The sequence below is a fragment of the Sulfurospirillum arcachonense DSM 9755 genome (genome assembly GCF_000597725.1).
GTDB lineage: Bacteria > Campylobacterota > Campylobacteria > Campylobacterales > Sulfurospirillaceae > Sulfurospirillum_A > Sulfurospirillum_A arcachonense.
In genome coordinates this window covers 130299-142651 of record NZ_JFBL01000005.1, presented here as the reverse complement: position 1 = coordinate 142651, position 12353 = coordinate 130299, and the positions used below count along the sequence as shown (strand labels likewise).

General features: G+C 31.4%; 16 protein-coding genes and 1 tRNA gene. 2 read left to right on the top strand and 15 right to left on the bottom strand.

The window, feature by feature from the left end; all coding sequences use genetic code 11:
- The 11 genes from K354_RS0105805 to glmM all read right to left on the bottom strand — a co-directional run bounded on the left by K354_RS0105805 (position 1) and on the right by glmM (position 8257).
- Positions 1-276, bottom strand: coding sequence for a heavy-metal-associated domain-containing protein (locus K354_RS0105805; RefSeq protein WP_024954561.1), 276 nt, complete (start codon positions 274-276; stop codon positions 1-3).
- Positions 273-614 carry a mercuric transporter MerT family protein gene (locus K354_RS14640; protein ID WP_024954560.1) on the bottom strand — a complete coding sequence of 114 codons (342 nt, stop codon included), beginning with the start codon at positions 612-614 and terminating at the stop codon, positions 273-275. Before K354_RS14640 ends, K354_RS0105805 begins: the two co-directional genes overlap by 4 nt.
- Complete coding sequence (locus K354_RS0105795) at positions 614-1702, bottom strand: transglutaminase-like domain-containing protein (RefSeq protein WP_024954559.1); 1089 nt, start codon at positions 1700-1702, stop codon at positions 614-616. The genes K354_RS14640 and K354_RS0105795 overlap by 1 nt, the downstream gene beginning before the upstream one ends.
- A gap of 239 nt (positions 1703-1941) precedes the next feature.
- Positions 1942-3027, bottom strand: coding sequence for a hypothetical protein (locus tag K354_RS0105790; protein ID WP_024954558.1), 1086 nt, complete (start codon positions 3025-3027; stop codon positions 1942-1944).
- A gap of 165 nt (positions 3028-3192) precedes the next feature.
- The gene (rplT, locus tag K354_RS0105785; protein WP_024954557.1) at positions 3193-3543 is read right to left on the bottom strand and encodes a 50S ribosomal protein L20; all 351 of its coding nucleotides are present in this window, start codon (positions 3541-3543) and stop codon (positions 3193-3195) included.
- A gap of 100 nt (positions 3544-3643) precedes the next feature.
- A complete protein-coding gene (rpmI, locus tag K354_RS0105780; protein WP_024954556.1) occupies positions 3644-3838 on the bottom strand; it encodes a 50S ribosomal protein L35 in 195 nt (64 codons plus the stop codon).
- A 117-nt stretch (positions 3839-3955) separates the two neighbouring features.
- The gene (gene infC, locus K354_RS0105775) at positions 3956-4474 is read right to left on the bottom strand and encodes a translation initiation factor IF-3 (protein WP_024954555.1); all 519 of its coding nucleotides are present in this window, start codon (positions 4472-4474) and stop codon (positions 3956-3958) included.
- Positions 4471-6288 carry a threonine--tRNA ligase gene (gene thrS / locus K354_RS0105770; RefSeq protein ID WP_024954554.1) on the bottom strand — a complete coding sequence of 606 codons (1818 nt, stop codon included), beginning with the start codon at positions 6286-6288 and terminating at the stop codon, positions 4471-4473. Before thrS ends, infC begins: the two co-directional genes overlap by 4 nt.
- Before the next feature lie 47 nt (positions 6289-6335).
- A tRNA-Val gene (locus tag K354_RS0105765) sits at positions 6336-6411 on the bottom strand.
- 66 nt (positions 6412-6477) lie between these two features.
- Positions 6478-6924 (bottom strand): signal peptidase II, encoded by a 447-nt coding sequence (gene lspA, locus K354_RS0105760; protein ID WP_024954553.1) that lies wholly within the window; start codon positions 6922-6924, stop codon positions 6478-6480.
- Entirely contained in the window at positions 6917-8257 is a 1341-nt protein-coding gene (glmM, locus tag K354_RS0105755) for a phosphoglucosamine mutase (RefSeq protein ID WP_024954552.1), read from the bottom strand. Before glmM ends, lspA begins: the two co-directional genes overlap by 8 nt.
- Before the next feature lie 152 nt (positions 8258-8409).
- Here glmM and rpsT point away from each other — a divergent pair, with 152 nt between their 5' ends.
- Both rpsT and prfA read left to right on the top strand, forming a co-directional pair.
- Positions 8410-8676, top strand: a complete 267-nt coding sequence (rpsT, locus tag K354_RS0105750) for a 30S ribosomal protein S20 (RefSeq protein ID WP_024954551.1) — start codon at positions 8410-8412, stop codon at positions 8674-8676.
- Between the two features lie 36 nt (positions 8677-8712).
- Positions 8713-9780 (top strand): peptide chain release factor 1, encoded by a 1068-nt coding sequence (gene prfA / locus K354_RS0105745; protein ID WP_024954550.1) that lies wholly within the window; start codon positions 8713-8715, stop codon positions 9778-9780.
- Here the strand turns inward: prfA and K354_RS0105740 are convergent.
- Genes K354_RS0105740 through K354_RS0105725 form a run of 4 tightly spaced genes read right to left on the bottom strand, consistent with a single transcriptional unit; the run spans position 9775 to position 12337 of the window.
- Positions 9775-10500 carry a glucosaminidase domain-containing protein gene (locus tag K354_RS0105740; protein WP_024954549.1) on the bottom strand — a complete coding sequence of 242 codons (726 nt, stop codon included), beginning with the start codon at positions 10498-10500 and terminating at the stop codon, positions 9775-9777. The genes prfA and K354_RS0105740 overlap by 6 nt on opposite strands.
- Positions 10484-11221 carry a diaminopimelate epimerase gene (gene dapF / locus K354_RS0105735; RefSeq protein ID WP_024954548.1) on the bottom strand — a complete coding sequence of 246 codons (738 nt, stop codon included), beginning with the start codon at positions 11219-11221 and terminating at the stop codon, positions 10484-10486. Before dapF ends, K354_RS0105740 begins: the two co-directional genes overlap by 17 nt.
- Positions 11202-11807, bottom strand: coding sequence for a dephospho-CoA kinase (gene coaE / locus K354_RS0105730; RefSeq protein WP_024954547.1), 606 nt, complete (start codon positions 11805-11807; stop codon positions 11202-11204). The genes dapF and coaE overlap by 20 nt, the downstream gene beginning before the upstream one ends.
- Complete coding sequence (locus K354_RS0105725; RefSeq protein ID WP_024954546.1) at positions 11807-12337, bottom strand: class I SAM-dependent methyltransferase; 531 nt, start codon at positions 12335-12337, stop codon at positions 11807-11809. The genes coaE and K354_RS0105725 overlap by 1 nt, the downstream gene beginning before the upstream one ends.
- Between the last annotated feature and the right edge of the window lie 16 nt (positions 12338-12353).

Sequence of the window (12353 nt, the reverse complement as noted above, 5' to 3'; positions counted from 1 at the left end):
TTATTCTTTCGTAACTGAATCGATAATACCTTTATATCCCACTTTTTTGATAGCTTCTAAAAGCTGTTTTTTTCTCACTTTTTCATCAAAATGAACGATAGCTTTTTTTGTATTTAATTTTACTTTTGCGCTAACAACACCATCAATACTTTTTAAACTTTTTTTAACAGCGGTAGTACATAAAGGACAAGTCATCCCTTCAACACTTATAACAGCAACATGCTCTTTTGCAAAAACAAAAACACTCAGAACTAGAAATAAAACTACTTTTTTCATAAATACTCCACTATATAATTAAACCAATAAGGATACGATATAAAAATACTAACAAAAAGAGTTCCTATTATAAGATATAATTTATAATTATTACATGTTTTACTATTACATGTGAAGTTGTCTTTTTTTAAAAATTGATACCACAAATAAACAATTACCGCAATAGAAACTAAAGAAAAAACCCATTTGTAAGGTGCTAAAACTTGTAAAAAAGATAAAGAGCTGACACTTATCCCAAATACTAAAAACAATAAAGGAGCTAAGCAACAGCTACTTGCTAAAAAGGCAGCCATTATAGCGCTGCCTATTAATGTAAAAAAAGAATTATCTTCTTTCACTAGATCTCTTGAGAAGTTATGCTAAATCCAAATACCTTTGGTGAGTAGTAGTTTAATACTTCATCATCAACTTCACCATAAGGGTAACCTAACATATTTAAAGGAAATTGTTCTGGTTTTGGACTTAAAACAAAATCTCTTCCCCAATTAAAACCAACCCAGTTCATTTCCCAAGAATGTAAATATCTTCTTTTTAACTCTTGTACTTTTGCATCTTCATACTTTAATCCCTCAACTAAAATAAGTTTAGTTATATCAGCAGGATCACTAGGTATCCAACCAGCACCTGGAATATAATATTCAGCACGACAATGTTGCCAAGTAGAAATATTTGCAAACTTGTTTTTATCTGATTTACCTAATGCTTTTGAATAAGTTGATTTACCAAGTCTTACACCAAAAACTTCACGAGAAGGAATCCCAGCCGCTCTTAAAAATGCAACAAATAAAGAACTGATATCAGTACATTTTCCACCAAAATAACCGGTATCCATCATTTTACCAGCATTTCCAACACCGCACCCAACTACTTTAGGGTCTCTAAAAGTATTTTCACATACCCAGTCATAAATAGCTTCTACCTTAGCAAATCTATCACTTATACCTTTTGTAATTTCTTCTGCTTTTTTCTTAACTTTTCCATCTGTTGGGATATGTTCAGTTGGTTCTAAAAACTTTTTAACCGAACTAGGAATTGGTAAGTTCTCTTTACTAGCTTTTTTAATAAACTCTAAATTTACATTTCTTGGTGTTGTTTCTATCTCCATCTCAATATGTAAGCTTTTTTTATTTTCACTTTTGTTCCAACTTGCAAAAAAAGTTTTTGCATCATAATCATTATCTGTATTGACGTTATAATTATCATAATTACCAGAAAATTTAAAAAATTTTACTTTTTGATATTCTGCATCAAAAGGCAGTGGATTCCACAACTTTGCAGGAAAACTTTTAGCATCTGATTTTATATCAAAATCATAAATCACTTTAAATTTTCTACTATCATTTGTACTCGCTAAAATATTGCTAGGCATCATAGATAAGGCACTTAAGCCAACAACCGAGGTTTTTAAAAAATTTCTTCTTTTCATTAAATTTGTCCTTATTTTTGTTATTGCATTTGACTAGAACGATAGGATATTTACATGTAAGAATTATGCAATATATATGTCGGCTCAAACCTTGAGCAATGCAATACTATTTGACGATATTAACAAAAAAAATATAAGATGTGACTTATAAAAAAAATGAGATATTTAATCTAAGCAATTTAAAGATAGCAATGCACTTAACAGCATTATTGTAGGCACCAGGCAAAAATGTCATATAACTAACTTAAATTTTTTGCTTTATACAGAGCACCTTCTTTCTCTATGTCACTGGCTTCATGTTTTTCATTTAATTTCTTTATTTCTTCCATAGCAAAATCTCCTTCTCTCTCAATTATGTTTATACTAGTTTCTTTCATTTTCATCGCAACCATCTCTAATTGCGCTTTCCACTCCTCTTCTGTCATAAATTTCCTAGTTACGATATCTCTCATCATTATCTTGTTCGGATCTAAAACTATATTCTCATTTGAAACCCACTTATCATGATCTTGTTTTACTTTATCTGCTAAATGTTTTTCTACATCTTTATCTTTTGGTGTAAAATCAACCATACCCTCTTTGAGTGTAATAGTCCCATCTTTATCTTTATCGAGTTCAATAGTATGAGCAAGCTCTTTTTCAATAGTATTTTCAAACTCTAGTGCTTGATTGTTTAATATACTTGTTAGATTATTGTTATCAGCGGTATCAGAAAATTTTTGATACGTTCTCTCACCAACAAAAGAATGAGCAGTAACAATTTTTTCTCCTAAATACTCGTAATCCGTATAATGTTCAAAACCTACATTAAGATTATCATCTTCATTCTCATCAACTATTCCATCAGCATTTACATCTGCTTTTTCATAACCTCTATCTTCTTTTATCTCAAGGACCCATCCTGCTATGTATTTTTCTGCATTAGCATTTAAACGTAAGATTCCATCTTCTCTTTGAAAAAAATCTGTACTAGAAAATGACCCTTTTAATTCATCTACAACTTCTTTATCTAATTTATATGCAATTACATTTTCAGGATCATTAGGATCTCTAAAAGCTACTATTACTCTATCGTCTGTACTATTATTAGAACTTGTTAGTTGAGTCAAGTTTAATAGTTTTGTATCTATTTTTTCACTAAGTAATTCTTTTTCTGACATAGGCTTAAAGTTAACTCCTCTATAAGTAAAAAGATCCCCTTCAACTATAACCTTTGTTTCTTCATTTCTAATACTTTCTAATTCCCTATCCGAATGTACTTTTGTTGGTACGTGTTCAGTATTTTCTTGATGTTTAAGCATTGATAAATCTACATTAATACTCATAATAATCCTTTTGGTAGAATAATAATTAATAAGTACATCGGTTATTTTAATAATAATTTTAATTTATTTAAAATAAAATTGTATTAAATAATATTTTATGAAGAATAAGAAAAAGTGTTTTTAAAGGTATCCAACACTACTTAGTAGTGTTGGATGGAGTTATTATTAAAGTGCAGCTTTAGCTTGTTTTACAACTGATGCAAAAGCTTCTGGGTCATTCATAGCCATATCTGCTAGAATTTTTCTATCTAGTTCGATGCTAGCTTTGTTTAAAGCATTTATAAAGCGAGAATAACTAATATCGTTTAATCTACAAGCAGCATTGATTCTAGTGATCCAAAGTCTTCTGAAATCTCTTTTTTTGTTTCTTCTATCTCTGTATGCATATACTAGACTTCTTTCAATTTGCTCTTTCGCTTTTCTAAAGTGCTTTCTTCTACCACTATAGAAACCTTTTGCTAATTTTAAAATCTTTTTATGACGTCTTCTTCTAACTACGCCTGTTTTTACTCTCATTGTGTCTCCTTGACCTTATTGGTGTCACACTATTGTGTGAACTTGCCCTAAAAATAGGGGAACTCTTTGATTGATGTGAAACATCAAAAACTTTTTTTGCTTACGCTTTTCCTAGCATTAACTTAACTCTTGATACATCTCTGCTGTCAACAGTTTTTGCTTCTTTTAGTCCACGCATTTTTTTCGTAGTCTTTTTAGTAAGAATATGACTTCTGTAGGCTGCGCCTCTTTTGATCTTATTTTTACTAGCTTTGAAACGCTTTGCTGCACCACGTACCGTTTTCATTTTTGGCATAGTAACTCCTTTACATTTTTTGCTAATATCTAATAATTTAGTATTAGAAGCTTGCGATTATATCTGAAATTTTCTTAAAGGGAAGTTATGGAGTACCAAGATGGTACCCCATTTTATTTATTTTTGCTTTGGTGTTGTAGGCATATTTACATACCTACCTTCAAGCTTTGGAGGTTTTTCACGAACTGCAATATCTTCTACCATAGGCCAAACTCTTTCAAGTACAGCTATACCAGCATCAGGATTTGCCATTTCACGACCACGCAAGAATACTCTAAATTTTACATGCTTTCCAGCTTCAAGGAACTCTCTTGCATGTTTGATTTTATAATTAATATCATTATCTGCAATTTTTACTGAAAGTTTAATTTCTTTCACTTCAATAACTTTTTGCTTTTTCTTAGCTTCTTTTTTCTTTTTTTCTTCTTGGTATTTGAACTTTCCATAGTCCATTATCTTACAAACTGGTGGTTTTGCGTCAGGAGCGATTAAAACTAAGTCTAATCCTTGCTCTTCTGATAGATTTAATGCGTCATTACGAGAAATAATCCCGTATTGAGTACCATCGTCACCTAAACACCTTACCTCATTTGCTCGAATTTCGTGGTTGAGCATTACCTCGTTCTTTTTACTCAAAAATGTACCTCACTAAGTTTTTCCTTTGTTATAGACATAAATTCGTCTTTTGTTAAATTATACTGTTTTCTATCTCTTCTGTCTCTTAAAGCAACAGTTTTTTGTTCAACTTCTTCGTCACCTATTACCAAAATCATCGGAACACGCATCTTTTCAGCGTTTCTGATGCGTTTGTTTAAACTCTCATTTTTCATAGAAATCTCAGCATCTATGTCATTTATAAGCAATTCATGTGCCAATTCTTTAGCGTAAGCTTGATGCGATTCACTAATTGGAACAATTACAACTTGAGTTGGAGCAATAAAAAATGGAAATTCTCCAGCAGTATGCTCAATAAGAATTCCAATAAATCTTTCAAATGAACCAAGTATTGCACGGTGTAACATAACTGGACGTGCATGCTCATTATTTGCATCCACATAGCTCAAATCAAATCTTTCAGGTAAATTATAATCTACTTGTATTGTACTACACTGCCATTTTCTTTTTAATGCATCTAATATTTTGATATCGATTTTTGGACCATAAAATGCTCCTCCACCTTCATCTATGCCATATGCAATATTGTTTTCATCAAGTGCATCTTTTAGCCCTTGAGTTGCAGCTTCCCAAAAAGCATCATCACCAATTGCTTTTTCTGGTTTAGTTGAAATTTCAATCTCATACTCAAAACCAAAACTTTTCATAATATCTTCAACAAAACCTAGCATTTCCATAACGCTATCTTTTATCTGATCTGGTGTACAAAAAACATGTGCATCATCTTGAGTAAATTCGCGAACCCTAAAAAGACCATGCATAACACCACTCATCTCATGACGGTGAACTACACCGTATTCAAAAAACTTCAGTGGTAAGTCTCTATAACTTCTTACATCATTTTGATAAACTTTTATATGTCCAACACAGTTCATAGGTTTCATTCCGTACTCAGAACCATCTATTTCTGTAAAGTACATATTTTCACCATAGTTATCGTAATGTCCACTTATCTTCCAAGCATCTGCTTTTAAAATTTCTGGACCACGAACTGGCTGATAACCTCTTAATCTGTGTGCTTTAAAAAGACGTTGTTCTAATTTACTTCTTAAGCGACTTCCGTTTGTTAGCCATATAGGAAGACCAGCGCCTACTTCTTCATCAAAAGTAAATAATTTAAGTTCATTTCCTAATTTTCTATGATCACGCTTTTTAGCTTCTTCAATCATTTTAGAATACTCTGCTAAACTTGCTTTATCTGCAAATGCAGTACCATAAATACGAGTTAACATTTCTCTTTTCTCATCGCCACCTAGATATGCTCCAGCAACACGAGTTAGTTTAAAAAATCTTAGATATCTTGTGTTAGGAACATGAGGTCCACGACACAAATCTTCAAAATCACCTTGCTTATATGTAGAAACTTCCCCTTCAGGGATACGAAGAAGAACTTCTTGTTTCAAATCATCATCAGCAAATTGTTTTGAAATTTGAGCTTTTGTGCTACACGTTTTTTCAATTGGAAGTTTTTTCTTTGCAATCTCTTGCATTTTCTTTTCAATCGTTTTTAAATCTTCATCACTAATCTTTTCACTTACACGAAAATCATAGTAAAAACCATCTTCTATAACTGGTCCAACAAAAAACTTTGCATCTGGATATAACTCTTTTATCGCTTGTGCCATCATATGGGCAGTAGAGTGACGAATAACCTCTAAGGCATCATCAGAGTTATCAAATAAAACTTCTTGGAAATTAGAACAATCAAGTGAAGCAACGCTTTGTGTGTCAGTTAGAGTTAAGCCATCTCTGTAGGCTATAACTTCATTTTGCATTTCAATCCTTTACTAATAGAACTCCCAAACTGTGAGAGAACGAAATATGGTGCTCACTACTGGATTCGAACCAGTGACTTTTACCTTGTCGAGGTAACACTCTACCAACTGAGTTAAGCGAGCACATATATTAAGAAAGAGATAATACTCAAAAATCACATAATATTTACTTAAATATACTATATATTTTTAAATCTTTTTATTCTTTTTTAAAGATATGATTAATATCAAAATTACCGAAAAATTTACCATAACATCAGCAAAATTAAATACCGCAAATTCAAACCATTTATGCCAATAAACGTAATCTACAACACCCCCATGAATAAATCTGTCATAAAGATTACTTGACCCTGCTCCAAGAAGTAGTCCAGAAGGAAGGCAATAAGGCTTAAAAATATTTCGATTAAAGCCAAGATATATCACTACACTAGATATTAATAGCAATTGAAGATATTTTAAATTACCTTCTAAAAAAGCTAACATTGAGAAAGCTACACCTTTGTTATATGTGAGGATTAACGAAAAATAATCTCCATACCATCTAAAACCATCTAAAAAGATGGTTTTAATATTTTGATCGATTATAAAAACTCCCACGAAAGCTAAAACAAAAACAATAAACGATTTAAGCATTTAGCCTGCTTTGTAAAAGTGTCACTACTTTTTCCATCATGTTATCTAACTTACTTTCATCTTTTCCTTCTAAAAGAATACGAAGCAAATTTTCTGTTCCTGAATAACGTATTAGAACTCTTATATTTTCTTTTTCTATTGTTTTGAATAATTCACTGTAACCATCAATATCTTCAAGAGGTACTTTTTTACCTACACTAAGGTTTTTTTGAAGTTGTGGATAAAGCTCAAATGGATTTAAAAGTTTACTAACTGATTCATTTTTTGTTAGCACATTAGCCATAACAGCAAGAGCTGCAACTAAAGCATCTCCTGTTTTTGCAAAATCAGCAAGAATAACATGGCCACTTTGCTCACCACCAAAATTTAAACCTTCTTTTGCAAATGTTTCTAAAACATATTTATCACCAACGTTACATCTATAAAGCTCTATATCATTCTCATTCAAATAATCTTCTAGTGCTTGGTTACTCATAACCGTTGCAACTGAACCATTTTTTTGTAATTTACCATTGCTTTTCAGATAAACGCTAAGAGCTCCTAAAAGTTTGTCTCCATGAATAACATCACCATTTTCATCTACAACTACTAATCTATCGGCATCTCCATCAAATGCAAAACCAATATCAGCTCTTAATTTTCTTACTTGCTCACCTAAGTTTTCAGGATGCAAAGCTCCACAATTTAGATTTATGTTACTTCCATTTGGTTGATCATTCAGTAAAATAACATCTGCTCCCAGTTCAGAAAATACTGCAGGTGCCACTTTATATGCTGCACCATTTGCAACATCTAAAACAACTCGAATACCATGAAGAGTTAAATTTTTTGGAAAAGAGTTTTTAATATGAACAATATAACGTCCAATTACATCATCTACTCTTTTTGAACGACCTATTCCAAACTCTTCTTTTTGATTTTCTTCTATAAGTGCATCATTATAAAATATCTCTTCTATCTCTTTTTCAGCTTTTTCATCTAACTTATGACCTTGGGCATCAAAAAATTTCACTCCATTATCAAAATAAGGATTATGAGAAGCACTAATCATGATTCCAGCATCACAACGCATATCTTCTGTTAGAAAAGCAATTGCAGGAGTTGGCATTGGTCCTATTTGTCTTACATCATATCCAACTGCAGTAAGACCTGAAACAATAGCATTTTCTATCATATAACCACTTCTTCTTGTATCTTTACCTACTATTATTTTATTATTTATTGAATTTTTACGAAAATATATCCCTGCAGCCATTGCTAAACGCATTGCTGTCATAGAGTTTAATTTTTTTCCAGCTTTTCCACGAACACCATCTGTCCCAAATAATTTCATTAAATATCCTCTACATGTAAATGTTTTTAGGGATTATAGCACAATTTAGGCTATACTAGTGAAGAATTTTATAAAATTATGCTTAAAATAAGGTCTATTTAATAATTAGTTCTGTATAATCAATGCCTAAATTTTAAATGAAAGGCTTAGCGATGGCTAACCATAAATCAGCGGAAAAACGCGCAAAACAAACGATAGTAAGAACAGAAAGAAATAGATTTTATAAAACAAGAATTAAAAATCTAACTAAATCTGTTAAAGTTGCCGTAGAATCAGGCGATAAAGATGCAGCAGTAGTTGCTCTTAAAAATGTTAACAAAAGTTTTCACTCATATGCAACAAAGGGTATCTTAAAAAAGAATACTGCTGCTCGTCGTATTAGTAGATTAGCTAAATTAGTTAACTCTATAGCTGCGTAATTTACGCGGCTCTCCCCTCTTTTAAAATAAACATATATGTTACAAGATAAATTACGTCCATTCTTAGAAAGATATGACGAACTAAGCAAATTGCTTAGCCAACCTGATATAGCTTCTGATATTGCTAAAATGACAGCACTTTCAAAAGAACAATCTAGTATAGAACCTGTGAAAGAAAAAGCTGAAGAGTATATTCAAACTATTGAAGGTATTGAAGAAAATAAAATGCTTTTAGAAGATGATGAACTGGGAGAACTTGCAAAAGAAGAATTAAAAGAATTAGAACCTCTAAAAATTCAACTTGAAGAAGATATCAAAGTTTTACTTTTACCAAAAGATCCGAATGATGATAAAAATATATTTTTAGAACTTCGTGCAGGAACTGGTGGTGATGAAGCTGCTCTTTTTGTTGCTGACCTTTTTAAGGCATATGTAAGATATGCAGAAAATATGAATTGGAAAGTTGAAATAGTAAGTTCTAGTGAAGGTGTTCTTGATGGCTATAAAGAGATGATCGCTATCATCAAAGGTCAAGGTGCATTTTCAAAACTTAAATACGAAGGCGGTACACACCGTGTTCAAAGAGTCCCTAAAACTGAATCACAAGGAAGAGTTCATACTTCAGCAATTACAGTTGCAGTTATGCCCGAAGTTGATGACGTTGAAGTAAATATTAATCCAAATGATTTAAAAATAGACGTTATGAGAGCTTCAGGTAATGGTGGACAATCGGTAAATACTACAGATAGTGCTGTTAGAATTACCCATATCCCTAGTGGTTTAGTTGTAACTAACCAAGATGGGAAAAGCCAACATAAAAATAAAGATGCTGCAATGAAAATATTAAAAGCACGTCTTTTTGATTTACAACAACGTGAACATGATGCTAAACAAAGTGAAGAAAGAAAATCTCAAGTAGGTTCAGGTGATAGAAGTGGAAGAATTAGAACTTATAATTATCCACAAAACCGTATGAGTGACCATAGAATAAATTTAACACTATATAGATTAGATGCTATCATGGAAGGTGGCTTACTAGATGAAGTCATTGATCCAATCATAGCACACTACCAATCAGTAGCAATGAGTGAAGCAGGGTTATAGTTTTCCTGCTTCATAATATAAAAGCCTATGATCTTTCATCATTTTTTGAAGCATTTGTACATATTTTTCTCTTAACTCAGAGTAATTAATCATTGTTTGAGCAGCTTCATTTCCTGTAATTGATTTTCCTTCTAAACTTTTCAGTCGTCTTACTTTTCTAAACTCCGCATATGCATAATGTCTATTAAGATTTAATATATAAGCATTCACAGAATCTTGTAAAGTTTTAAAAATTCTTATTTTATGACTTTTACCCTCTTCTCGTCCTTCAGGGATAATACCTACTTCTCCCCATGTCCAATGGCCAAAAATATTATTTGCAAGTCTTACAAATCTACTTTTACCCCACCCACTTTCTATTGCTCCTTGTGCAAGAGCCAAAGGAACAGGGACAATATCAACTCTTTGAAGATATTTATTTTTATCAAAAAGTTTTTTTACTCTATACTTTTTTGAAAGTCTTAAAAGCTCTTTTAAATCTTTTGGATTTAATGAACGAAAAGCATTTTGCATCGCTTGTGCAAAAAAGTTTTTTAAAAATACTCTCTCTTGTTTGACTTTTTGGTTACTTTTGTCAACTAAAGGTTTGAGTATATTAATAAACTCTCGCTTTTGTTCTTTAATATTCTTAATTTCATAATAACTTTCAGGAAAACCTATCGAAAAAGTTGCTGTTGTAAATAACGATACCGAAATTACTAATTTAAATAATTGTTTCAAAAACTTTTTTTACCTCACCTTTAAAAAATAGTTTTCCATTGTCTATTCTTAGACTCAATTCTTCTTTACTCGAAGGATATACTTTAATGCTATCTTTTATAATATTTTCATAATTTAGTGCATAAAAACATGCTGCCATACCAGTACCACAGGCACCTGTTTCATCTTCTACTCCACGCTCATACGTTCTTACATGTAAAGATTTTCCATCAAATAAAACAAAATTTACATTTGCATTATATTTGTATCTCATTTTTGAAGCCAATTCTTTACTGTATTCATCTAAGTTTTTCACTACAGTAACAAGATGTGGAACGCCTGTGTCATAAAAAAACCACTCTTTACCATCTTCTTCAAATTTTTCTGATATTTTTTTTACTTCTGTTAGTTCAGATTCAACCATATTCCCTTCAACAATAGAATGGATCATACCTGCATCTGTCAAAAATTTCATATTTTTGTTAGCTAACCCATTTGTATATGCATAATGAGCACAAGCACGTGTTCCATTGCCACACATCGCAGCATGACTTCCATCATTGTTATAAAACAACCATTTAAAATCACACCCAGCGTTAGGAACAAGAACAATAAGTCCATCTGCACCAACACCTTGTTGTCTATGGCATAACTGTTTTGCTAAATGTGCAAAATCTTGTTCTTGAAATGTATGGAAAATAACAAAATCATTTCCACTCGCGTTATATTTTGATACCTGCATATTCTTCTCTTATATAATCAACAAATTTTTCTGTTTCTTGTTGTAAATGTTTCAAATCAGATGAATTATCTATCACCCAACCTGCCCTCTTCTTTTTTTCATCTATATCTATTTGAGCATTTACTCTTTTTTGAGCTTCTTGCTTATCTAAACCTTCTCTATTAACCAATCTTTCTAACTGAACATCTTTAGGGGTATAAACAACTATACTCAATTTACATTCATAATCGCCACTTTCAAAATAAAGTGGAATATCCATGATATAAGGAAGTTCATACTTGTCTTTTTCTATAGCTAACTTCTTTATCTCTTGACGAATACGAGGATGTAGTAAATTATTTAATTTTATTCTTTGTTCAGTTGATGCAAAAATAATATCTGCTAATTTTTTTCTATTAATTTGTCCATTTTCAAAAATTTCCTCACCAAAGATTTCTTTTAACTCTAATTTACTAGCATCTAACTGCTCTTTTGCTATCACATCAGCATCAATAATACTAAAACCATGCATTTTTAAAAGAGAACAAACTGTACTCTTTCCAGTAGCAATACCACCAGTCAACACATACGCATGTTCATAAGCCATTAGTTCTTTTGAATCCCTAATAACTCTTTTTTCATATAAGTTGCTAAAGCAAACGATGCCATATGCATTTCAACATTATAATAACTCAAATCATCAATTAAATCAGCACGTTGTAAAACAATATCGGCTGTTGGATGATATTTTTTAGAGGCTAAAATTGCTCGTTTCCCCTCATAATTATAGGTCATAACAATTCCAAATAAAGATCCTAGTCCTTCCATATTCTCTTTTAAATTTTCATTTGTTTTAATAACAAATAAACCATCTTTTCTTAAGACTCTATTTATTTGAGCAGCAAACGATGCATCATTAAATCTATCAGAGTTAACGACAATAACATCCATAGAATCATCTTTTACACTCTCTATACAAGAAACTTTATCACAAAGTTCTACATGTAAACCATCATATCTTCCAATCTCACTATCTATATACTCATGAAGTCCTAATACTAAAATATCTTTAGGGTCTCTATGAGTACAAAGTGCAACGTGTGTTAGCATTTCTGCATTAATTATTTCATGTTTCATATTTTTCTCATTTTCA